This is a genomic window from Acinetobacter haemolyticus, assembly GCF_900406815.1.
In the GTDB taxonomy this organism is placed as follows: Bacteria; Pseudomonadota; Gammaproteobacteria; order Pseudomonadales; family Moraxellaceae; genus Acinetobacter; species Acinetobacter haemolyticus_A.
Genome location: NZ_OVCN01000009.1, coordinates 59,087 through 81,000, shown reverse-complemented (window position 1 = coordinate 81,000; position 21,914 = coordinate 59,087). Strand labels below are relative to the sequence as shown.

Sequence of the window (21,914 nt, the reverse complement as noted above, 5' to 3'; positions counted from 1 at the left end):
ACACCTCAAATTCTTATTGACCAGATTCGTTTACTGCATCACGAAGGGCTTTACCTGGTTTAAAATGTGGTACAGCTTTTGCTGCGACATCAACAGCTTTACCTGTTTTTGGGTTACGACCTAAACGTGGCTCACGATGGTGTAAAGCAAAGCTCCCAAAACCACGTATTTCAATACGATCACCATTTGAAAGAGCTTCGATCATTTGGTCAATCATAATTTTAACAGCATCTTCAACTAAAGGTTCTGCTAAGTGTGGGTTTTTAAGTGCAATCCGTTCAATTAAATCAGATTTATTAAGTGCTTCAGTAGTCATTAATGACCTCTTTAATTATTGCTACTTCTCAGTGTTTTTAATAATAACCTGTTTAAATACAAAACGGTAGCGCAGTACATGATTACTACGCTACCGTTTACAGTATTTTTGTATAAAAAAGTACATCTCTGTTACAAGAAACGTACTTTTTAACAAATTACTTCATTTGAGCTTTAATTAAGTCACCAATAGTCTTAGGACCATTGCTTTCTGCAGCTTGAGTCGCAGCAGCTTGGCGAGCATTGTTCACAGCTTCTTTCTCTTCAGCTTCGTCTTTCGCTTTGATAGACAAGTTGATAGAGCGAGATTTGCGATCAACGTTGATGATCTTAGCTTCAACTTCTTGACCAACTTCTAAGAATTTAGTTGCGTCTTCAACACGGTCACGGTTGATTTCAGAAGCTTTAAGTGTTGCTTCGATGTCATCAGCTAATTTAACTGTAGCACCTTTAGCATCAACAGCAGTTACAGTACCTTTAACTAAAGCACCGCGCTCATTCGCAGCCAAGAAGTCATTGAATGGATCGCTGTTTAATTGCTTGATACCTAGGCTGATACGGTTACCTTCAGCGTCTACAGACAAGATAACTGCTTCAACTGTGTCGCCTTTCTTGTAACGACGAATCGCTTCTTCGCCTTGTTCGTTCCAAGAAATATCAGACAAGTGAACTAAACCGTCGATACCACCGTTTAAGCCGATGAAGATACCGAAGTCAGTGATTGACTTGATTGTACCAGAAACTTTTTCGCCTTTTTCATGTGCTTTAGCAAACTCTTCCCATGGGTTAGCACGAGTTTGTTTGATACCCAACGAAATACGACGACGTTCTTCGTCAACTTCAAGAACCATAACATCAACTTCGTCACCGATCTGAACAACTTTAGATGGGTGGATGTTTTTGTTCGTGTGGTCCATTTCTGAAACGTGTACTAAGCCTTCAACGCCTTCAGCGATTTCAGCGAAGCAACCGTAATCAGTTAAGTTTGTTACACGTGCTTTAACGATAGAACCTTTAGGGTAACGGCTCATGATCGCTAACCATGGATCTTCGCCTAATTGCTTAAGACCTAAAGATACGCGGTTACGCTCGCGGTCAAATTTAAGTACTTTAACTGTAACTTCTTGACCAACTTCAACAACTTCTGATGGGTGCTTGATACGCTTCCAAGCCATATCTGTGATATGTAGAAGACCATCAATACCGCCAAGATCAACGAACGCGCCGTAATCAGTAAGGTTCTTGATTGTACCTGTAACTGTTTGACCTTCTTCAAGTTGAGCAAGTAATGCTTCACGGTCAGCTGAAGATTCAGCTTCCATAACTGCACGACGAGATACAACAACGTTGTTACGTTTAGCATCAAGTTTGATTACTTTGAACTCTAACTCTTTACCTTCAAGGTGAGTTGTGTCACGAATAGGACGAGTGTCAACTAAAGAACCTGGTAAGAATGCACGTACAGGACCGATGTCAACAGTGAAACCACCTTTAACCTTACCAGAGATAACACCAGTAACGATTTCGCCGTCTTCAAAGATTTTCTCAAGTTTAGTCCAAGTTTCAGCACGTTTTGCTTTTTCACGTGATAAAACTGTTTGACCCATACCGTTGTCAAGCGCTTCAACAACTACGTCAACAGTATCGCCAACTTGAACTTCAAGTTCACGTTGTTCATTTAAAAATTCAGCACGATCAACAACGCCTTCAGATTTAAGGCCAGTGTCAACAGTAACCCAGTCAGAATCGATACTAACAACAGTACCTTGGATGACTGCACCCTTTTCAACGTTGAGGTTTAATTCACTTTCTTCAAAGAGGGCTGCAAAAGATTCGGTCATGATATACCTGATAAAGTCCGCGGTCTTGGATCAGACAAGGCCGGTTTAGTTAAGTTGTTACATTGTCCAAAAAATCTGATCAAGCAATGCTTCAACTGAAAATAAAATGGTTTATCTATTGAATACGGCTATCGATATAGTCAACCATTAATTGGAAGACTTCATTGATGCCAATATTAGAACTATCAATGATATATGCGTCGCCTGCTGGCTTTAATGGCGCAACAGCACGTTCCATATCTCGTTTATCTCTAGCCTGTATATTAGATAAAATGTCGTTTATTTTAGCATCAAGACCCATACCCTGCAACTGTTTTACCCGACGTTCGGCACGGGACTCAGCAGATGCAGTTAGATAGATTTTAGCTTGCGCTTCAGGAAATATTGATGTCGCCATGTCACGACCATCGGCCACTAAACCCGGTGCTTGGATAAAAGCACGTTGGCGTTCAAATAATGCTTTTCTCAACTCTGGTACAGTCGCAACCTTTGATGCGTATTCACCAACTTGTTCTGTTCTGATTATATTGGTCACATCTACACCATCTAAATAGATAAGTGTTATAGAGGCTGATGATTTAAACTCAATGTCGAGATGAGTTGCACATTCAATACATTGCTCCAATTCTGAATCAATTTGATCTAATAATCCGCGTTGAAACAATGACAGTCCAAGTAAACGATATAACGCACCAGAATCTAACAAATTGAAACCGTAATGCGCTGCTATTTTTGCTGCCAATGTTCCTTTACCTGAACCGCTTGGACCATCTATCGTAATAATATGAACTGTCATTCCCATCTCTTATGAAGCAACCGACTTCGCTAACTTTGAAAAACCTAGTGTAATCGCTGCTTTGAGTTGTGCAAGAATTAATTTACTTACAAGCGGTGCTTTTGCTGTAAATTCAATCTTATAAGTTACTAAAGTGATATAAGGCGTAATCTCTCTAAAATCAATTTGTCCCAAATGGTGCTTAACTAAAGGGTTATTAATTAGCTTATATTCGATACGCTTATTTTCTTCCAACAAAGTTATTTCTTCTTGAAGTGGCTTAATCGGCCCAAATCCCATACGTCGAATAGAACCCACTCCATCTGGGCGCTGTGGATCAGTAGAGTCCTTAACACGTACAACTTGCAAAGGTGCAAATGCCTTATTGTATGTTGCATGTTTTGACAACAGATCAAAAACTTCGGAGATCGGTGCATTGAATTCTTTTTTTATGGTGATCGCATTACGCATAGTTTCGCCTTTTTGATTAAACCAAAATCATAGGAGCGGCTAGTCTGCCATAACTCATCGCAGATTTTTAATCATTTGAGGACGTTTTAGATAAACGGATCTGTTTCTTTTGATTACGTCTTTGTTTAAAGAAATCACTGAGTTGAGCGGAACATTTTGCTTGCATACACCCATGTTCAAAAACAAATTTGTGATTGTAATAACCACTATCAAGTAACTGACGAGCACTCACCAGCGAACCTGCTTTAGGTTCAGGCGTTGCAAATACAACACGTTGAATACGCGCATGAATCAAAGCACCTACACACATAGTACAAGGTTCAAGCGTTACATAAAGCGTTGCATCTTCGGGCAAACGATAGTTTTGAATGCTCTGACAAGCCATGCGCAATGCTTGAATTTCAGCATGTGCACTTGGGTCTGAAAGCAAGATTGGCGCGTTGTAACCTGCCCCAATAATTTTCGATTGACTTACAATAACAGCGCCAACAGGTATTTCACCTTGTTCTGCAGCTAATGCAGCTTGCTCGTAAGCAAACTGCATCCAATATTCGTCATCAAAAGTATCTGGATTACTCATCGCCTTATGCAATGATACCGTATTGTCTTAACAATACATTCCAACTATCAATCGTAGTTATAGGTGGACAATCCGACAAAATATCTTTTAATGTAATTTTTTCAGTTGCTTTCCATTCAGGCGATAGATCTTTATCCACTAAACGCGCACGCACACCTTCAACAAAATCTGGATGGCGAATTTTCCAATCAGAAATTTGGGCCTCTAATGCAAACACTTCATCCCAAGCATGTCCTTGTTTGCCCCACTGCCAAAGTAACCAAGTAATAGCCGCCGTGCTTGGAGAACCTTTTTGCAAATTCTCACTCGCCTGACGCAACCAATCACTGCTCGCTTCACTCAATCCAATGATGGCCTGATAATCAAACTCAAAGTTTTGGCCACGACAAACGCTGTGTATAACATCAATAGAGTTTTGCAATGGACCTGCCGCAACTGGACGATGCAGACTATTTAATGTGTCATCAATCGCACGGAAAGCTCCCGCTGGATAATGATTCCAATCAACATTCAATACTTTCTGTAAAACATTATCACGCTGCGCTTCACAAATATGAGTTGCCCAACCAATACTAAATGCACCTGCAGCTGTCATAATCGACCCTGTCAGTCCCGTGAATAAACCAATTTGACCGCGATCTGCCAAGAAACGACTTCCACCCACATCTGGGTATAATCCAATATTGATTTCTGGCATCGCAAGGCGAGAATAAGGTGTAACTAAGCGAAATGGCGCAGCCATAAATAAACCGAGTCCACCACCCATCACATAACCCTCACCCCAAACCACGATTGGTTTAGCATAGTTATGTAACAGTAAATCTAAGGCATACTCTTGTTCAAAGAAACGATTTGCGGCATCAACTTCATTGTTAATGACAAGCTGACGGAGCTTACGTACATCGCCGCCTGCACAAAATGCTTTAGGGGTTGTTGAATCTAGCCAAATTGCTTTAACACTTTCATCTTCATGAAAATGCTCAAAAACCTTAAGTAGTGCACTAACAATAGATTCATCTAATGCATGCAATGATTTTGGGCGGTTTAAACGAATTACTCGCCAACCATTCTTTTCTTGCTCAATAACCAAATCAGGATGATAGCTATTCAAATCGGGAGAAGTCATTATGCGTCCAATTGCCAGTCTATAGGCTCAATGCCATGTTGTTTCAAATAATGATTACTTTTAGAAAATACTTTGCAACCAAAAAAACCACCACGGTTTGCTGCTAATGGTGATGGATGAGCTGCACTCAAAACAAGATGCCTATTACGATCAATACGTTGCCCTTTGCGTTGTGCATAAGCCCCCCACAAAATGAAAACAACATGTTCTCGTTGTTCGTTTAACACATCAATCACTGCATCGGTAAATTCTTCCCAACCTTGCTTTTGATGTGATGTGGGCTGACCAGCCTCAACAGTAAGTACACTGTTTAAAAGCAAAACACCTTGCTCTGCCCATTTACTCAAATCACCATGACGAGAAATGGGTATTGCCAAATCAGTAGATAATTCATGAAAAATATTACGCAAAGATGGTGGTAATGCAACCCCTCTCTGCACCGAAAAGCTTAAACCATTTGCTTGATTTGGACCGTGATAAGGATCCTGACCCAAAATTACAACTTTAACCGAATTTAAAGGTGTTGTATTCAATGCATTAAAAATCTGCTTACTCGGCGGATAAATTATTTTTTCAGCATTTTTTTGCTGCTGCAAAAAATCACGCAAACTATCCATTTTCTGACTAAGAAGAAAGTCAGATAAAGAAATTTTCCACGACTCATCCAACTGAACTTTACTTAACTTGTCCTGCTGTTGTTCAGTAAATTGCATCAACATTCCTTGAAATTACTCCACTCTCACGAATGAAATGTACAGATTAAATATTAACTTGTAATTCTACATTTGGGTTTTGAAATTTTAACCCTTGTTTCAAGTTTTTATACAGATTTGGATCACTCCATTCAGCTTGAACTTGCTCGGAAAAAATAATTTGCTCCAAGCTCAATGCACCCATTTGCTCATTATCAATATCTTCTTGAAAACTTTGTGCATAACCCGTATCTGTTTCGTGAACAATGACCGAATAAACTTCAACATCACCCTCACCGTTTTGAGTAATTGTTGAATTTAACACTTGTTGAGCGAGATAGAAGAAAATACGAGAAAACTGCTCTGCTGAAGGCGAAACAGGCAATGCGATCCATCGTGCACTAAACGTTTTACATGCATCAATATAAGCTGGATCATCTTTTTGCCAATAGCAAATTGCATGATCAAAGCTATCAAACAGCTCTTTAATCACGCCTTTCAACAAGCCAAAATCATAAACCATTTGCCCATGATCCAGCTTCGATGCTTTTAGCAGCAACTCAACTTTATAGCTATGACCATGAATAGAACGCTTACAGCGATCTGATGTACAGTTCCGTACAATATGAGCGTTTTCAAACTTAAATAATTTACGAATTAACATGCACCAAGCGAATCTTTTCTGCAAACGAAGTTTATTATAAAACAAAAAAACAAGCATTGGGATCGAATTTAAAATTTGTGACTATTCAATTATTCAATCCATGGCCCGTACGAAAAGGTGCTAAACTTCGAGCATAAACCGTAACCTGCTTATCTTTCCTGTATATAGCACTGGTAAATTGACGTTTTCGCTCACTCAAAACAACCTCAATCAACGCTGTAAAGTAATCTGATTTAGTATCCAACCACGCCGCTGCATCCGTTTTATTCTGTTCTTCTATCCCAGAAAATGCATTTATTTTCCATAAATCATCAAGACTAGAAAAATACGTTAAATTTGCCTGTTTTGCTTTTAATTCTTGATCAACCGTATTTACGTCAACTCTAGGATCAATACTCGCAAGCAACAATGCTGGTGCTGTATTGATATTCACTTTTGTTGGTTCAGGTAAGGCAGAAATATAGTTTTTAATTAAGTCATAATTCTTTCCTTCAAAGCCGCGGACTAATTTTAACTCTTCAATACTGTGAAATCTGGTATTTGGTGTTAAATAAGCTGGCTCTAAACCTTGATAATAATTACTTTCAGCCCCCATAGCACCTGTTGGCTCATCATCACTATCCTGCCAGTCAATTACCGCTTGACTTAATTCTGCTGGCAATCCAACGCGTTGCAGCAATCTCTCAAACCATCGGCGAGCAGAATCATCAACACTACCGTCACTTTTAAGTAAATTATTGAGATTAAACTTTCCAGACTCATCAACTAAACGACCCGAAACATATCCATCCTCTACAGGGAATGCAGGCATTGGTTTCGCCCAACTTTCTTGTAAATGATCAATATTTTTGCCACTTTCATTATCCTGAATCAATAACTCAGCAAAAAATGCCTCCGCACTTTTCGCATAGAGCAAAGATTGATTCTGTCGCATTAAATAGCCTGTATTTTCAGCACTATTACTTTGGCGTTTTGCAATTGTTGCGGCGAGAATTGTTGCTAAAGCAACCATAACAAGGATAGTCAATAAAGCAACGCCATGTTGTGATCTTATATTTCTCATATCATTGACTATCCTGACTACGATCGATCAGACGATAGATCCACTCATAATCTGTACCAGCAACAGTCAATTGAATTTTCAATCCTAATGGTAGCTTTCTTAATTCAGCCGTGTTTTCTGAATCTACATTATTTTCAGGCCACTGCATTAACTCCTGTGGATTGAAAACTGATACTTTAAAGCGCTCAACATTATCCAACAATACACTTGACATCGGCTGCACACGATTTGGAATATTTAGATTTGTGTATTTCAATCGATATAGTCTTTTTTGAGACTCATCAAAACGATATTCGATACGCTCGTATGGCGACAACCCTTGCTTAAGCGGATCAGAAACACCAGCTTTACTGAACATAAAAACCTGATCATTAAGTACCAATGCAGCTTGCAATTGCCTTCCATCATTTGCTGTTAAAGGGATGATCTGCAAACTATCTCGCAAGATCTGCTGATAAGCGTCTTGTAATGCAAACAAATTCACTTCATGTTCAGCATTTCGATCTTTCACTTTTAACAAATAATCAAATACTTTCCAACCTAACATAGAAAGAACTGCAAAAATTGCAATTGCAACCAGCAACTCAACCAACGTAAATCCTGAGCGAGGATTAACAAAGTGAAACTTTGTCCGAGCGCAAGATGACGAACTATGTTCGGAGTGATCACGATTAAGTCGAGCACTGCTCGACCGCTCCGCAAAACGAAAAGCTAGGCTTTGAGTACGAGGATTAACAAAGTGAAGCTTTGAGATTTGCATATTATTGTTTTTATTATTCATATGATTTAACTTTCAGTCTGATGATTGAAAAACACTAGATGACCAACACCCGCTTCAACTTTATCTTGATCAACGTTAAATAGACTCACTTGTAATTCGATCCGCTGAACTTTGGGGCTAATCGTTGCTTGTGCTTTTTTATCAATTTGCCATGTTTCACCTTGTGAAGTGATTTGTTTGGATTGGGTTCCATCCAACCACTCTTTGTTAATCTCCATCATTGCAACCTCATTCATTGCAACAAATTGAGCCTTAGTACGTAAAATTGCATTTGAGGTTGCTTGCGTATATTGCATGGCTATTTTTGTTAGCGCGATTGCAGCCACCGCAAAAATTGCCAAAGCCACCATCACTTCAAGTAAGGTAAATCCTGAGCGAGGATTAGAGAAACATCGTTTCTCCTGAGCGCAAGACGGAGAGCTATGCTCGACGTGAGCACGATTAAATCGGGCAACGCTTGGCCCTGCTGCAAGATCGAAAGCTATGCTTGAGATCCGAGGTTTCTGTTCTTTCACAAGACAAGAAGCATTTTCTGGAAGACCTGATAAAGACTTAATTTTCATTAACCTTCCCCAAGTGATCCAATTCTAATTCATGTCCAATCGGCTGTTGAGCATAGTAAAATTGGATTCGAACAGGCCTCACTTCACCATTTCCAAACCAAATTAACTGTGGTGCTTGGCCACCCAATAAATCATCATTCTGCGCACGAGGGTAATTTTCATTATTTAAACTTTGCACACTAAATGAGACATTACTTGGTAATTGACGAGGTTTAAATTCTGTATATGGTTGCCAGATACGATCTGCTTGTCGTACTCGCTCAAAGCTCTGATCATGATATTCAAACAAACTATAACTTAAGGGCGCGACATCAGTAGCATTTTGTATATTCAGAGCAAATACCTTGGCTTGATCTGTTGACTCTTTATTGATTTTCTTTAAATCAAGAATAAACATTTCTCTTGCTTGCATTGCTCGACGTTGGTCAACTCCACCAATATTCAGTACAACCAATGATGTCATAATCGTCATAATAACGATGACAACCATAATCTCAATCAACGTAAATCCTGAGGAGCGATTAAGTCGAGCACTGCTCGGCCGCTCCGCAATACAAGAAGCTTTAGCACTTTTTTCTCGACTAAAAGATTGATAGCTCATCGTTGCTGATCAACTTATGCACTGTATTCAGGAAGTTTCGGCATCGCTAATGCCTGTTCGATATAAGCAACTCGCAATGTATCTCTTGATCCAAGATAACGTTGATAGAAACTCGAATTTAGTATCACGGCAGCTCCATAAGTTAAAGACCAAATAGAAGCAAGATAGTCACGCGTGGTCATTGTGCTATTTATATCAGCTAAATAACTTTCCGTCATACGAATAATAATCCGCAAACGCTGACGTCGAATTTTATAAAGCTCGCTAAATAACAGTTGAATACCTTGAGCCGTTGTCGATAGGCGCTCTTCAATTTGATGAAATAAAGCGGTACGTTCAGGGTGATGTAAATGATGTAACATGAAAAAAGCTAAATGCTCAGGAAATCCCTTCTCCGTATCTTGAATCATCTCAAGCAACATTCTTTCGTTGCGAATAATCAGCAACATATATAGTTCATCTTTACTTTGAAAGTGCTTATATAAAGTACCTTTTGCTAGATCCAATTCTGCCGCTAAGGCATCAAGGGTCATGCCCGCTTCACCATTTTCTAATAGGAGTTGCTCAGCGATTTGAAAAATTAATACTTCTCTTGCCCTAAATTGAGCTTGACGATCCATTTTCACGTGATAACTCTCTTTCCTAATACAACATAAACCGTTTATTTAAATTTCAAAAGATTTTCAAAATTTTGAGTCGTAATCAGACCCATTTCTTCAACTGATTTATGATATACATCTGCCAGAGCTTTGGCTACATAAGGAACGTATTTAGGTTCGTTGGTTTTACCACGATAAGGTACAGGAGCCAAATAAGGACTGTCTGTTTCGATAAGCACTCGATCAATCGGTACTTGCTTTGCAACGTCACGAAGATCTTGAGCATTTTTAAAAGAAATAATGCCTGAGAAAGAAATATAGTATCCACAATCTAGAACAGCTTTTGCAGTTTCCCAATCTTCAGTAAAACAATGCAAAATCCCATGGGTTGATTGTTCCGCACGAATAATATCGACGGTATCATATTTGGCCGAACGCGTATGGACAACTACAGGCTTTTTTACTATTTTTGATGCTTGAATATGGCGTGCAAAACACCGCTTTTGCTCTGCGATGAAATCTTGGCTGTGATAGTAATCTAAGCCCGTTTCACCTAATGCCCAAACCTTATCAGACTGCGCCAATTCAACTAAATAATCCGTTGTAGCGCGCGCCATGATATGTTCATCCTCACAAGGATGTACACCTACTGTATATCCAACATCATCATGACGAGCAGCTATTTCAGCCAATTTCACATGATCATCAAGATCAACTGAAATTCCCATAAACTTTGAAACACCAGCAAGTCGAGCTTGTGCTAAGGCTTGATCTAAATCTCCATCATAAGGACTGAGATCCAACATGGTTAAATGACAATGTGTATCAACGAACACGCTTTCTTCCTACTCTTTATTTACATCGTATAACTTGGTCGTTCTAAAGCTTTTGAGCCTGCCAATATTCTTTCTGCTTCGTTCTTGTAATACACGCCTTTTTCTCCAACCAACTGGATCGCAAAGCCTTGTGGCTTAAAATGTGTTTGCTTATGTGAAATCCAAATCACTTTACCTGTAAGCGGAATCTTTTGCGTCTGCTCTGGTAAGGTTGCTAAAATAAATACTTCTTGTCCCATAGAAACTGCTTGTTTAGTCGGAACAAATAGTCCACCGCCCACCACAAAAGGCATATAACTTGATTGTAAAGTCGCTTTATCTGGAATATTAACCTGTATAATCCCACCCATCATTTGCTGCTGCATAACATTCCCCTGTTAAATCGCTAAATCACCAAAGTTTATGATCTTGATAACGCCTAGACATATAGAAAACACTATATATTTTTGTCGTCGTTTCTTTGGTTTACCGTCAAATTTAAAAATCTAAAGTTAATTTATCAATTGATTATAGAAAACAATATTCAAAACAACAAACTCTGTTTCAACGAAATGACAAGAAAAACTAAAAGATGATCCATTTATAGATAGCTTTAGTGCAAATAAGCTAAAATTTTCATAGATCAGAAAATAAAAAAAACCATTCTTCTATTTTCAAAAAGAATGGTTTTTATGAGATGGATTTAAATTTACTTTTGTGTGCATTTATAATCAAAGTTGAGTTTGATCACAGCCTGATTCGTATGTCGTGTTACAACAGCGACTTGTTTTGCGCCAGCTTCAATCTGTAGTTTTCCACTGAACTGATATGCACCCTCGTTTTGTTTAGGATGGTTATATGAATAGCTATAAACACACTCATAAGATTGTGCCCCAAGATTCGAAGCATTGATCAAAATCGAAGAACCATCAATATTTGATTCAAACTTCGGCTCTGCCATAGCAATTACAGGCAGAGTGTAAAGTGATAACAGAACAGCAAATAGTCTTATTTTCATCACTATATTCCTTATTTTTTAATATTATTGTGAAGTAACTCACATTTTATATATTTTTAATTAGGATGACAGAACAAGAAACAATTTAAATACAATCTTTACATAAAACGCCTAAAGCAATTTAAAGCAGAGTGGTTTTAAAACTAAATATTCATAAGTTGCATAAAAAGCTCATCCATAACTAATTGTGTTTGTACGTTCTGTGCAACCATCAATTTTTTTTGCTGTAAATCACTATAGATGGTGAACAAAGCATCAAGCTCATAATGTTTTTCTAGTTCTTGAAAATCTAAATCAATATTTCTTAAAGGTTGTTTCAACTTGAAAGCAATCAAATCCCCTAATAAATACTCAAACATAGTCATGAATTCTGAAAAATTTAACTCTTTAGACCACTTATTGACATAATTTAAAGGCATATTTTTTTCAGCAACTAATTTCAGCCAATCAGCGACAAAAAAAGATCTTTTTTGTAGCCAATCACTTTTTTCAATTTCAATTGCTGTCAACGGCATATCATTCGCCAGATTAAGTAGCAATGAAATCTGATTTGGCATAACTTGTGGTATTTGTTGTTGTATATATTTCTCAGCTTCTTGTTGACTCAATCGATCCAAAGCGAAATGCTGTAACCGACTACGAATTGTTGCTGGCAATTTCAAATAATGATCAGCAAGCAGAATCAAAACAACTTTTTCACCTGGTTCTTCTAAAGTCTTTAGTAATGCATTTGCAGAAGCAATATTTAGTGCTTCTGCTGGTTCAATCACAACAACGCGCCAGCCCTCACCCGTTTGTTGAACAAATGGCAATAAATCACGTATTTTTTCTATTTTAATCTTTGCATTTTGCTTTTTATTATCTTCATCCGTTGTGATATGTACATAATTGGGATGAGTATCAGATTTTAACCATTGGCAACTCGAACACTCACCGCAAGCAGCTTGAGCTTGTTTATTCAAACATAATATCCAAGCAACGAAACGCGCTGTGAACTCATTTTTGCCACACCCTTTTTTGCCATAAAACAATAAGCCATGTCCAACTTCAGGAAACCTAGAACTGAGTAACTCCCATGTTTGCTGATGCCATGGATAGATCATCGTTGCTTGCGTATCTTCAATCATATTACTCAAACGCGCTTATTGGCATTGCATTAAGTCGATCCAAATCTACTTGTGTATCAACACCTGGTGGAAGATTAGCTTGAGCTACAGCAATCGCAATGCGATGACCATTCTCTAAAACACGCAACTGTTCTAAGCTCTCCAGAACTTCCAATTTACCTTGTGGCCATGTTACATACTCTTGTAATAATTTAACTCGATATGCATACAGACCTAGATGGCGATAGGCTTGACTATGTAGCTTAACCTCATCTTGTTTAGCTCCATCACGATCATAAGGAATCGTTGCTCGGCTAAAATAAAGCGCTTCATTTCGATTCGACATCACAACTTTGACAATACTATCGCGTTGGAACTCATCTAAATGAATAATTGGCTCACACAAAGTTGACATTGAACATTGAGGATTATCCACAAGCAATTGTGCCACTTGTTTAACAAGTAGCGCCGGAAGTAAAGGTTCATCGCCTTGAACATTCACAATAATATCGTCTTCCGCCCATCCCTTGATACGTGCAACCTCACTTAAACGATCTGTACCAGATGGATGATCAGCACTCGTCAAAACCACATCCACGTCCTCAGCACGACATACCTCAGCAATACGAGAATCGTCAGTTGCTACACATAGATCATCAAAACCACCGACCTTTCTAGCCTGATCGACTACTCGTAGAATCATTGGACGACCATGAATCAACAAAAGTGGTTTCGCAGGTAAACGTGAGCTGGCAAAACGCGCAGGTATAACAATATGTTTCATGGTCTTTCTCTAAGAAAACTGAATACCAACTTGTTGCAATTGTTGCTTTAACAAGTCGTAGCAATCTGATGATAGAACAGCTTTAACGGGTACAACCCAAATAGGTGTATTAAACTCTGGATGCTGTTCCAATAGCTGTTTAAATTTTACCGCATCTTTTTCAGTGGTAATAATGGCATCATCTGAATCAAACATTAAATCTATTATTTCGTAATCATGATGATCAGGAAACTCATGCGCTTGAAATTGATGAACACCCAAACCTTTCAACGTTTGATAAAAGCGCTGTGGAAAACCAATCCCTACAACCGCATTAAAATATTGATTTGGATCAAACCAATCCGCCTGGAGATCCGAGTTCAGTAAATATGGGTCACCAAGACCTAAATGCATATTTAGCTTAGAATCAGCATTTTTAGTATGTTGAATCACAGTACTGTTTTGCAATCTCGATTTGGGTTCGCGCAAATAGCCCTCTGGCAATAATTTTTCATTACCTAAACCACGATTTTGATCTAAAACGATCCATTCAATTTGACGTGCTAAAGCCCAATGCTGCAAACCATCATCACTGATAACCAAATCCAACTGAGCTGTTTTTAATAGCAACTCAATAGAAGCTTGACGATTAGGGCCAACAGCCATAGGTACTTGAGTTGATTGAACAATCAAACAAGGTTCATCACCCACTTTTGAAGGTGTAGCGTGTTGTTCAACAATTGCTGGAAAAGGTCCCTGACCACCATACCCTCGACTAATCACACCAACTCGCACACCATGTCGCTGCAAATACTTAACCAACTCAATCAAGAGCGGTGTTTTACCACTACCACCCACGGTAATATTACCAATCACCATCACTGGTATAGGAGCCTTGTATACTTTCTTCAAACCTAAAGTATACAAAGCTTGATTTAAGCAAAAGCCGAATCGATAGAGCCATGACAATGGACGCAAAACAATTAACCATGAGGCTTGTTGGTTCCAAGCATCTTGTATGCGTTGCGCCATCGACATACTTATTCTTCCTCAAAGTTACGTTGATGAAGTTGATAGTACATCCCGTGTTTTGCTAACAACTCAGCATGAGTTCCTTGCTCTATGATTTGTCCTTTGTCCATGACAACGATCAAATCAGCATTCTCAACAGTTGAAAGTCGGTGTGCGATTACAATTGTTGTTCTACCTTGCATCGCCTCATCAAACGCACGCTGAATAAAATATTCAGACTCATTATCCAAAGCACTGGTCGCTTCATCTAAAATTAAAATTGGTGAGTCCTTTAGTATCGCACGTGCAATCGCGATACGTTGACGCTGGCCACCTGAAAGGCTTAAACCTTGCGCCCCTAGAACCGTGTCATAACCTTGCGGTAATGCCATAATAAATTCATGTGCATAAGCTGCTTTCGCGGCAGCAATCACCTGTTCATCACTCGCATTTTGTAATTGACCGTAAGCAATATTATCGCGTACCGAACGGTTAAACAGTACTACCTGTTGATTAACCATTGCGATTTGAGATCGTAGTGATAAAAGCTCTATTTGATCAATTGCTATATTATCCAAATAGATTTCACCACCACTCAACTCTTGGAATCGCGGCAACATATTCACTAACGACGTTTTACCTGCGCCCGAACGACCCACTAATGCAATCGTTTGCCCTGCTTTTATATCCAATGAGAAATCTTTAATCGCATGAGTACCATCAGAGTACTGAAGATTAGCGCGCTCAAAGCGAATACTGCCTTTGAGTGCAGGTTTTAATTGCCCCTTATTTTCTTCTTCTGGTAAATCTAGTAACTCAAAAACTGAATGTGCAGCTGCTAAACCACGTTGTAATTTCTCATTGATATCAGTCAAGTTTTTGATTGGCTTTGAAATCAAACCTGCTGCCGTAATATAAGCAACAAATTCACCTGCAGATGTGTCACCGAAAACTTGCGGACGCAATGCCAACCAAAGAATAACAGCCATCGCACAAGATAAAATCAACTGTACCACTGGACTATTGATATTTTGAACCACCACCATCTTCAAACCGCGACGTAAATTTTCTTCAGACGATTTATAAAAACGTTGTTGTTCAAAAGCTTCACCAGTGAAACTTTTCACTACAGAATTACCATTAATCGTTTCTTGAACCACATGGTTTACATCACCCATGGTGTTTTGCACTTGAATAGAAAGTTTGCGCATGCGTTTTGCTGCGACTCTCACCAAGACCCCAATCACAGGCATGAATACAAGGATACAGAGTGTTAAACGCCAATTGGTATAGAATAGATAGCTTAACAATCCAATAACGATCAAACCGTCTTTTACTAAAGTCTGCAATGAGTCCGATGAAGCTGCAGTCAACTGCTCCACGTTATACATCAATTTAGCACTGATATAACCGACACTATTATCAAGATAATATTGGGCAGGCAATCTAAGTAGTTTTGCGTACACTTCTTGGCGGATACTGAATACTAATCGACGAGAAATAACTGCCGAAAAGTATCCACCTAGAAATAAGCCTACACCACGAAAGAACATGAGTAATACGATTAAGGCAGGAAACCAATTTAGGTTTTCTCGGCTACCTTCTTGAATGGCATCAATAATGTATTTAAGCAACTTTGCAACAGAGACCTCTGTTGCGGCATTGATACTAAAACCAATCAATACAAATAAGGCGATACCCCAATAAGATTTTAAATAAGCTAGTAGACGAAAATAGACCTTAAAATCCTGACTCACTCAGTGAAACCTCTTGTTGGAACTTTAGTGCTAATGTTGACATTGACAAAACCGAGCTGACCAGCCACATCCATCACACGAATAACATCTTGATGTGCAGCATTGGCATCAGCAGCAATCACGAACATAAAATCACGACGATCTTGTGCAATCTGTTTGATCGCTGTGCTTAGATCAGCAACTTCCTTACTTGCCATCGCTTGACCGTTCACAGAATAATGCCCTTTTGAGTCTACCATTATTTCAATTTTGTGATCGAATTGTTTCGGTGGTACACCCTGAGCATCAGGCAGCGTCAAGTTTATGCGACTTTGCTGACTAAAGGTGGTAGAAAGTAGTAGAAACACCAAAATAAACAACATACAGTCGATCATAGGTGTCAAATTTATATGAATATCATCAACTTGAGCGCGTTTAAATTTCATCATCACACCTACGTTCAACTGGCGCGACGATGTTCTTGAACATGTGGGGTCTTTTTATGGAAAAGCGCTGCATGAAACAATGTTGACTGCTGTTCTAACTCAGCCACATACTCATGAACGACTCGCTGAAAATAACGGTAAGCAATCATTGCTGGAATTGCAATCAACATCCCCACAGCTGTAGTAATCAGAGCCGTAGAAATTCCTGGCATCATCATACTTGCATTACCAGCCGACCCAACATCAACCACCAAGAACGCCTCAATAATCCCAAGAACAGTACCCAGCAGTCCTAGTAGTGGCGCAATTGCACCTAAGGTACCTAAAAAATTTATGTTTTTTTCAAGATGGGTTATTTCTTCTGAAGCAGTAGCTTCCATTTGAGCACGAGCAAACTGCTCTCCCTGATCTTGATGATCATATCCAGCCTTTAGAATTCGTCCCAAAGCACTATGATTTATTTCAGGCTGTTCAAGAGTCAATACAACATTCTCTACATCGGCACCTTTAACCAACAATGCTTGCGGTAAAACTTGTGAGCGTTTAAGACGAATATACCGCTCGATAATAATTGCAACCGTAAAAATTGATGAGAGAATAAGCGGCAGCATCAACCAGCCGCCTGCTTTCACAAGTTCCCACATATCATTCCCCAATAATATTTAAAAAATTATAAAAGGATGGTTTCTCAATGTTATAAGTTCAGTTAGGTAAACAAATATTTAAAATCCCATCCAACTCATCCAATGAGTGATAATGAATGACCATTTTCCCTTTACCTTTTTGATTATGATCAATTTTCACATTTGCACCAAAACGCTCTGACAGCTTTTGGGTCAATTGTTCAATATCTGGAGAAACTTGTACTTTCTCCTTTTCAGGCTTTGGTTCATTCCACTCACGTACTAACTGTTCAGTTTGACGTACCGATAAACTCTTTTCAATAACGATCTTTGCCACGTCCATTTGATCTTTTGCTTTTAAACTCAAAATCGCACGTGCATGCCCCATATCGATTTGACCTTGCTGCATGAAATCTTTAATTGGATCAGCCAAACTTAATAGACGTAACAGATTACTTACTGTTGTTCGAGCTTTACCAACTGTCTCTGCAATTTCTTGATGACTTAATCCAAATTCATCGTGAAAACGTTGTAATGCAAGTGCCTGATCAATCGGATTTAAATCTTGGCGTTGAATATTCTCAATTAATGCTAATGCAATCGCTACCTGATCATTGAGTTCACGAACAATTGCAGGAATTTCAGTTAGTCCTGCTAACTGTGCAGCACGCCAACGACGTTCACCCGCAATAATTTCATATGGAAACTGTTCATCATCTACAGGACGAATAACGATGGGTTGCATCACGCCATGCTTTTCAATTGATGATGCAAGCTCTTGTAAGTCTTGTTCTTGAATAAAACGACGAGGCTGATATTCACCACGTTTTAATAAGTTCACATCAATTTGCTTGAGTTGACCATGATCCAAGGCTTGTGCTTCAAGTTGCAATTTCTCTTTCTGAATTGAACCTAATAGCGCATCTAAACCACGACCTTTAGCCAATCCGCGTTTTTTGATGCTCATACAGCACTTCCTTTTTTGACTTTACTTTTCTTCAACATTTCCGCGGCCAAATTCAAATAGGCAACCGCACCTTTTGAGCTCTTCTCAAAATAAATGACAGGCAAACCATGTGCAGGTGCTTCAGCCAATCGAATATTTCGGGGGATAACCGTTTCGTATAACTTCTTGCCAAAATATTGGTCTAATTCAGCAGATACATCACGTGTCAACGCGTTACGAGCATCATACATGGTACGTAATACACCGACAATTTCCAAGTTTGGATTCAATGCTTTTTGTATACGATCAATTGTTTGGGTTAAGTCAGCCAATCCTTCCAAAGCATAATATTCACATTGCATTGGAATGATCACACCATTTACGGCAGCTAAAGCATTCACAGTGATCAGACTTAAACTCGGAGCACAATCCACAATAATATAGTCAAATGATGCATCAATTTCTTGCAGCGCGTTTTTTAGAATAAACTCACGACCATCCTGTTCGGCAATAGTAAGCTCAACGCCAGCAAGTTCACGGTTTGCTCCCAAGACCTTGTAACCAACTTCAGCTTTTTGTATTGCAGTCTCGATTGGTACCTCACCTAAAAGCACGTCTGCCACTGTATAAAGTAAATCATTTTTTTGAATGCCAGACCCCATCGTCGCATTCCCTTGGGAGTCCATATCGACTAACAAGACACGTTTTTTCAAGATCGCCAAAGAAGCAGCAAGATTTACCGCTGTCGTGGTTTTCCCTACACCACCTTTTTGGTTTGCAATTGCTATAATCTGAGCCATAACTACCCTTAATATTTTTTATTGAATACGTTGAAGTAACAGTAAATGACGTTGCTCATCTAATCTTGGCACACGAAGTTCAATGATTTTACAAGAATACTCATCCTTCATCTGCTCCACCTCATCCTCAGGAATGAGACCTTTCATCGCTGCAATAATGCTTTGATCATGCATATAAGGCTGTGCAGCATTCACAAAATCTGTCAGAGATGCAAAGGCACGGCTTGTAATGACATCGAAATGACCGAGCTCAGATATACTATGTTCGCTTTCTACTCGTGTTTGCACTGCAATTACATTTTTGAGCTTTAAATCTGCAATAAATTGCTTCAAAAACCGAATTTTTTTCCCATTTGAATCTAGCAGTACACAGTCACGTTCTGGTTGACATAATGCAATGATCATGCCTGGCATGCCACCACCTGTACCAACATCAAGTAAACGCCCAGCAGGTAAATCATTTAAGATACTCAAACTATCTAATAAATGTTTAACCAACATTTCTTTGGGTTCACGAATGGCTGTTAAATTATATGCCTTATTCCACAACACCAAAGCATCTTGATATTTCAACAAGAGCGATAAGGCTTCTTCGCTTAGACTTAAACCTAAGGCTTGACTTCCTTGCTTTAATTCTTGAAAAAAAGGATGCATAACAGTGCGACATCTCGATAAATTTGCTGTGCAGTATACCTATTTCTGTCACAAGACACAGTAGGACTTGTTGAACGATTATGCAGTTAAACATGAACAAACACGATAAACTGCACAAACTATTAAGTTTTTTAATAGGGTTTGCTATTAGCGCTAAGCAAACGCACCTTGTTGTATCTGTTGATCTAACTGCTGCAAACGCTCAGGAGTACCGACATCCACCCAAATTCCTTGCATTTTTTCAGCTGAAACCTGCTGTTCTAACATCGCTTCTTTCAATAATGGAGCCAATGGACGCTTACCACTCTCTAAGCCGATAAACATCTGAGGTGCCAACACCGCAACGCCACTATATGTTAGCGCTTCACCACATTGCTCTTGATCAAAAGTATAGGCCATATTGTTTGACAGAATAAAATCACCCTTTAAATGCTGTGGTGGATTATCAACCAAAACCAAATGTGCCTGTTTAGTCCCTAATTTAACATCCAGCAATGATGCGAAGTCCATTGTTGTCCAAACATCACCATTTACAAGAATGAATGGTTGATCACCAAGCAAAGGTAAAGCATTAATAATACCACCCGCTGTCTCTAAACCTTCCCCCTCGTGCGACCACAAAATATTTACGCCGAATTGAGTTCCATCACCTAAAGCATCTACAAGCTTTTCACCCAGCCAAGCGGTGTTAATTACAATCTCTTTTACACCGACTTTCTGTAATTTTTCAATATGCCAAACAATGAGCGGTTTCCCTCCCACTTCAAGCAACGGCTTTGGTGTATGTAATGTAAGTGGTCGCATACGATTACCTAGACCAGCCGCCAGAATCATCGCTTTCATTAAGCAGCAACCTCGTATTCGCCATATTTCAATATGAACTTTGGCATAACCGTTTCACGTATAAAATGCATAAAGTCATTTAACTCATCATAACCTTGGCTTTCTTCAAGCAAATACCACATTACCCGTGGCAAATCCTTTAGATAGCCCGATTTACCATCACGCTCATATAAACGCACAAAGATGCCCAATATTTTTAAATGACGTTGAATCGCCATCAAATCAGCATCACGCTTGAATTGTTCAAAACTGCGATTTACTTTCGCTGCATCTGGCAACAACTTATAAAATACATTAAACCATTCGTGTACGCGCGCCGCATTCCATTGAACATAGGCATCACGTGTAATTGAAATTAGATCATAAGTATCTGCACCAATTACAGCATCTTGAAAATCAATGACACCCAGCTCTTGTTCATTATCAATTTTCATCAAATTACGACTATGAAAATCACGATGAACAATCACTTGCGGCTGACTTAAAGCTTCAATTGCAAGAAAATCGAATGCTTGTTCTATGGTTTCAAGCTGTTGCTCTGTTGGTTGAATTTTTAACGAAGGTAACATCCAATCGGTTAACAACCGCATTTCTGTCATTAATTTTTCATAAGAATAAACTGGCAACAACTCATGACCATTAATCTTTTGCAATTCGATGAGTTGTTTAAAACTCTGCGCATAATATTGATCCACTGTTGCATCATTGAGCAACGTCGATAGAACTACATCGCCAAAATCTTCCAACAATAAAAAGCCATTTTCCAAATCCTTGGCAATGATATGAGGAACGCGTACACCATGCTGATCGAAAAACTCATCAATTGTCACAAATGGCGTACAATCTTCTTTTTCAGGGGGTGCATCCATAAGCATATATGTTTTGTTTTGTAACTTTATTCGCGCATAGCGACGAAAGCTTGCATCCCCCGCTAAAAAGCTGACCTCAAATTGATCAGATTGTAGAGTGGCTTGCAACCAAGTTTGTATCAATTGTTCACGTTGTGTATTCATTTGCAATAAAATCTAAAACTAGCTGAGATTTTGAGAGCTTAAGTGTAGCCACTTATCAACTTTTTCTCT

The 21,914-nt window shown here is 39.0% G+C and carries 26 protein-coding genes and 1 pseudogene; all 27 read right to left on the bottom strand.

The annotated features are described in order from the left end of the window. Positions 1 to 13 precede the first annotated feature (13 nt). The 27 genes and pseudogenes from DK207_RS07950 to DK207_RS07820 all read right to left on the bottom strand — a co-directional run bounded on the left by DK207_RS07950 (position 14) and on the right by DK207_RS07820 (position 21,845). Entirely contained in the window at positions 14 to 316 is a 303-nt protein-coding gene (locus tag DK207_RS07950; RefSeq protein WP_004639292.1) for an integration host factor subunit beta, read from the bottom strand. A 157-nt stretch (positions 317 to 473) separates the two neighbouring features. Further along, on the bottom strand, positions 474 to 2,156 hold the full coding sequence (gene rpsA, locus DK207_RS07945; protein ID WP_004639293.1) for a 30S ribosomal protein S1: 1,683 nt from the start codon (positions 2,154 to 2,156) through the stop codon (positions 474 to 476). A gap of 115 nt (positions 2,157 to 2,271) precedes the next feature. Then, positions 2,272 to 2,952, bottom strand: coding sequence for a (d)CMP kinase (cmk, locus tag DK207_RS07940; protein WP_100833624.1), 681 nt, complete (start codon positions 2,950 to 2,952; stop codon positions 2,272 to 2,274). Between the two features lie 9 nt (positions 2,953 to 2,961). Beyond that, positions 2,962 to 3,402: an SRPBCC family protein gene (locus tag DK207_RS07935; RefSeq protein ID WP_004639295.1), complete on the bottom strand. Its 441-nt coding sequence runs from the start codon at positions 3,400 to 3,402 to the stop codon at positions 2,962 to 2,964. A gap of 67 nt (positions 3,403 to 3,469) precedes the next feature. After that, positions 3,470 to 3,982 carry a tRNA adenosine(34) deaminase TadA gene (gene tadA, locus DK207_RS07930; protein ID WP_005080470.1) on the bottom strand — a complete coding sequence of 171 codons (513 nt, stop codon included), beginning with the start codon at positions 3,980 to 3,982 and terminating at the stop codon, positions 3,470 to 3,472. A 4-nt stretch (positions 3,983 to 3,986) separates the two neighbouring features. Beyond that, positions 3,987 to 5,111 carry an enoyl-CoA hydratase/isomerase family protein gene (locus tag DK207_RS07925; protein WP_171055793.1) on the bottom strand — a complete coding sequence of 375 codons (1,125 nt, stop codon included), beginning with the start codon at positions 5,109 to 5,111 and terminating at the stop codon, positions 3,987 to 3,989. After that, positions 5,108 to 5,821, bottom strand: coding sequence for a uracil-DNA glycosylase (gene ung / locus DK207_RS07920; protein WP_075316509.1), 714 nt, complete (start codon positions 5,819 to 5,821; stop codon positions 5,108 to 5,110). Before ung ends, DK207_RS07925 begins: the two co-directional genes overlap by 4 nt. A 46-nt stretch (positions 5,822 to 5,867) precedes the next feature. After that, complete coding sequence (locus DK207_RS07915) at positions 5,868 to 6,464, bottom strand: 6-pyruvoyl trahydropterin synthase family protein (RefSeq protein ID WP_017394547.1); 597 nt, start codon at positions 6,462 to 6,464, stop codon at positions 5,868 to 5,870. An 85-nt stretch (positions 6,465 to 6,549) separates the two neighbouring features. Then, on the bottom strand, positions 6,550 to 7,527 hold the full coding sequence (gene gspK, locus DK207_RS07910; protein WP_109440702.1) for a type II secretion system minor pseudopilin GspK: 978 nt from the start codon (positions 7,525 to 7,527) through the stop codon (positions 6,550 to 6,552). Position 7,528: 1 nt separating this feature from the next. Then, complete coding sequence (gene gspJ / locus DK207_RS07905; RefSeq protein WP_109440701.1) at positions 7,529 to 8,308, bottom strand: type II secretion system minor pseudopilin GspJ; 780 nt, start codon at positions 8,306 to 8,308, stop codon at positions 7,529 to 7,531. 5 nt (positions 8,309 to 8,313) lie between these two features. Beyond that, positions 8,314 to 8,679, bottom strand: a pseudogene (gspI, locus tag DK207_RS15935) (type II secretion system minor pseudopilin GspI); the annotation flags it as partial. 181 nt (positions 8,680 to 8,860) lie between these two features. After that, positions 8,861 to 9,472: a type II secretion system protein gene (locus DK207_RS07895; protein WP_109440699.1), complete on the bottom strand. Its 612-nt coding sequence runs from the start codon at positions 9,470 to 9,472 to the stop codon at positions 8,861 to 8,863. Positions 9,473 to 9,486: 14 nt separating this feature from the next. Next, positions 9,487 to 10,092: a TetR/AcrR family transcriptional regulator gene (locus DK207_RS07890; RefSeq protein ID WP_017394545.1), complete on the bottom strand. Its 606-nt coding sequence runs from the start codon at positions 10,090 to 10,092 to the stop codon at positions 9,487 to 9,489. Positions 10,093 to 10,133: 41 nt separating this feature from the next. Then, entirely contained in the window at positions 10,134 to 10,907 is a 774-nt protein-coding gene (locus DK207_RS07885; protein WP_005080456.1) for a TatD family hydrolase, read from the bottom strand. 20 nt (positions 10,908 to 10,927) lie between these two features. Continuing rightward, on the bottom strand, positions 10,928 to 11,272 hold the full coding sequence (locus DK207_RS07880) for a PilZ domain-containing protein (RefSeq protein WP_100833619.1): 345 nt from the start codon (positions 11,270 to 11,272) through the stop codon (positions 10,928 to 10,930). Positions 11,273 to 11,595: 323 nt separating this feature from the next. Further along, on the bottom strand, positions 11,596 to 11,904 hold the full coding sequence (locus tag DK207_RS07875; RefSeq protein WP_004639308.1) for a hypothetical protein: 309 nt from the start codon (positions 11,902 to 11,904) through the stop codon (positions 11,596 to 11,598). Between the two features lie 143 nt (positions 11,905 to 12,047). Then, the gene (locus DK207_RS07870) at positions 12,048 to 13,031 is read right to left on the bottom strand and encodes a DNA polymerase III subunit delta' (RefSeq protein ID WP_109440698.1); all 984 of its coding nucleotides are present in this window, start codon (positions 13,029 to 13,031) and stop codon (positions 12,048 to 12,050) included. A gap of 1 nt (position 13,032) precedes the next feature. Then, complete coding sequence (kdsB, locus tag DK207_RS07865; RefSeq protein WP_109440697.1) at positions 13,033 to 13,794, bottom strand: 3-deoxy-manno-octulosonate cytidylyltransferase; 762 nt, start codon at positions 13,792 to 13,794, stop codon at positions 13,033 to 13,035. A 9-nt stretch (positions 13,795 to 13,803) separates the two neighbouring features. Next, on the bottom strand, positions 13,804 to 14,811 hold the full coding sequence (lpxK, locus tag DK207_RS07860) for a tetraacyldisaccharide 4'-kinase (RefSeq protein ID WP_109440696.1): 1,008 nt from the start codon (positions 14,809 to 14,811) through the stop codon (positions 13,804 to 13,806). A 2-nt stretch (positions 14,812 to 14,813) separates the two neighbouring features. Then, on the bottom strand, positions 14,814 to 16,541 hold the full coding sequence (gene msbA, locus DK207_RS07855; RefSeq protein WP_109440695.1) for a lipid A export permease/ATP-binding protein MsbA: 1,728 nt from the start codon (positions 16,539 to 16,541) through the stop codon (positions 14,814 to 14,816). Next, positions 16,538 to 16,966 (bottom strand): ExbD/TolR family protein, encoded by a 429-nt coding sequence (locus tag DK207_RS07850; protein WP_005080448.1) that lies wholly within the window; start codon positions 16,964 to 16,966, stop codon positions 16,538 to 16,540. The genes msbA and DK207_RS07850 overlap by 4 nt, the downstream gene beginning before the upstream one ends. Positions 16,967 to 16,980: 14 nt before the next feature. Next, positions 16,981 to 17,610, bottom strand: a complete 630-nt coding sequence (locus DK207_RS07845; RefSeq protein ID WP_004639314.1) for a MotA/TolQ/ExbB proton channel family protein — start codon at positions 17,608 to 17,610, stop codon at positions 16,981 to 16,983. 58 nt (positions 17,611 to 17,668) lie between these two features. Next, the gene (locus tag DK207_RS07840; RefSeq protein WP_004639315.1) at positions 17,669 to 18,556 is read right to left on the bottom strand and encodes a ParB/RepB/Spo0J family partition protein; all 888 of its coding nucleotides are present in this window, start codon (positions 18,554 to 18,556) and stop codon (positions 17,669 to 17,671) included. Next, complete coding sequence (locus tag DK207_RS07835; protein ID WP_004639316.1) at positions 18,553 to 19,335, bottom strand: ParA family protein; 783 nt, start codon at positions 19,333 to 19,335, stop codon at positions 18,553 to 18,555. The genes DK207_RS07840 and DK207_RS07835 overlap by 4 nt, the downstream gene beginning before the upstream one ends. An 18-nt stretch (positions 19,336 to 19,353) precedes the next feature. After that, entirely contained in the window at positions 19,354 to 19,989 is a 636-nt protein-coding gene (gene rsmG, locus DK207_RS07830) for a 16S rRNA (guanine(527)-N(7))-methyltransferase RsmG (protein WP_109440694.1), read from the bottom strand. Between the two features lie 153 nt (positions 19,990 to 20,142). Continuing rightward, positions 20,143 to 20,832, bottom strand: a complete 690-nt coding sequence (gene murU, locus DK207_RS07825) for an N-acetylmuramate alpha-1-phosphate uridylyltransferase MurU (RefSeq protein ID WP_109440693.1) — start codon at positions 20,830 to 20,832, stop codon at positions 20,143 to 20,145. Next, positions 20,832 to 21,845 (bottom strand): aminoglycoside phosphotransferase family protein, encoded by a 1,014-nt coding sequence (locus DK207_RS07820; protein ID WP_109440692.1) that lies wholly within the window; start codon positions 21,843 to 21,845, stop codon positions 20,832 to 20,834. Before DK207_RS07820 ends, murU begins: the two co-directional genes overlap by 1 nt. Positions 21,846 to 21,914: the final 69 nt, after the last annotated feature.

Bases quoted from the DNA above. Each gene is read 5' to 3' on its own strand.
- DK207_RS07890 (WP_017394545.1), bottom strand. From the start codon at position 10,092: ATGGATCGTCAAGCTCAATTTAGGGCAAGAGAAGTATTAATTTTTCAA.
- DK207_RS07870 (WP_109440698.1), bottom strand. From the start codon at position 13,031: ATGATTGAAGATACGCAAGCAACGATGATCTATCCATGGCATCAGCAA.
- DK207_RS07840 (WP_004639315.1), bottom strand. From the start codon at position 18,556: ATGAGCATCAAAAAACGCGGATTGGCTAAAGGTCGTGGTTTAGATGCG.
- DK207_RS07950 (WP_004639292.1), bottom strand. From the start codon at position 316: ATGACTACTGAAGCACTTAATAAATCTGATTTAATTGAACGGATTGCA.
- DK207_RS07820 (WP_109440692.1), bottom strand. From the start codon at position 21,845: ATGAATACACAACGTGAACAATTGATACAAACTTGGTTGCAAGCCACT.
- gspJ (WP_109440701.1), bottom strand. From the start codon at position 8,308: ATGAATAATAAAAACAATAATATGCAAATCTCAAAGCTTCACTTTGTT.
- gspK (WP_109440702.1), bottom strand. From the start codon at position 7,527: ATGAGAAATATAAGATCACAACATGGCGTTGCTTTATTGACTATCCTT.
- lpxK (WP_109440696.1), bottom strand. From the start codon at position 14,811: ATGTCGATGGCGCAACGCATACAAGATGCTTGGAACCAACAAGCCTCA.
- rsmG (WP_109440694.1), bottom strand. From the start codon at position 19,989: ATGCATCCTTTTTTTCAAGAATTAAAGCAAGGAAGTCAAGCCTTAGGT.
- murU (WP_109440693.1), bottom strand. From the start codon at position 20,832: ATGAAAGCGATGATTCTGGCGGCTGGTCTAGGTAATCGTATGCGACCA.
- tadA (WP_005080470.1), bottom strand. From the start codon at position 3,982: ATGAGTAATCCAGATACTTTTGATGACGAATATTGGATGCAGTTTGCT.
- DK207_RS07915 (WP_017394547.1), bottom strand. From the start codon at position 6,464: ATGTTAATTCGTAAATTATTTAAGTTTGAAAACGCTCATATTGTACGG.
- ung (WP_075316509.1), bottom strand. From the start codon at position 5,821: ATGCAATTTACTGAACAACAGCAGGACAAGTTAAGTAAAGTTCAGTTG.
- DK207_RS07880 (WP_100833619.1), bottom strand. From the start codon at position 11,272: ATGCAGCAGCAAATGATGGGTGGGATTATACAGGTTAATATTCCAGAT.
- cmk (WP_100833624.1), bottom strand. From the start codon at position 2,952: ATGACAGTTCATATTATTACGATAGATGGTCCAAGCGGTTCAGGTAAA.
- rpsA (WP_004639293.1), bottom strand. From the start codon at position 2,156: ATGACCGAATCTTTTGCAGCCCTCTTTGAAGAAAGTGAATTAAACCTC.
- DK207_RS07835 (WP_004639316.1), bottom strand. From the start codon at position 19,335: ATGGCTCAGATTATAGCAATTGCAAACCAAAAAGGTGGTGTAGGGAAA.
- DK207_RS07895 (WP_109440699.1), bottom strand. From the start codon at position 9,472: ATGAGCTATCAATCTTTTAGTCGAGAAAAAAGTGCTAAAGCTTCTTGT.
- DK207_RS07845 (WP_004639314.1), bottom strand. From the start codon at position 17,610: ATGTGGGAACTTGTGAAAGCAGGCGGCTGGTTGATGCTGCCGCTTATT.
- DK207_RS07850 (WP_005080448.1), bottom strand. From the start codon at position 16,966: ATGAAATTTAAACGCGCTCAAGTTGATGATATTCATATAAATTTGACA.
- kdsB (WP_109440697.1), bottom strand. From the start codon at position 13,794: ATGAAACATATTGTTATACCTGCGCGTTTTGCCAGCTCACGTTTACCT.
- DK207_RS07935 (WP_004639295.1), bottom strand. From the start codon at position 3,402: ATGCGTAATGCGATCACCATAAAAAAAGAATTCAATGCACCGATCTCC.
- DK207_RS07875 (WP_004639308.1), bottom strand. From the start codon at position 11,904: ATGAAAATAAGACTATTTGCTGTTCTGTTATCACTTTACACTCTGCCT.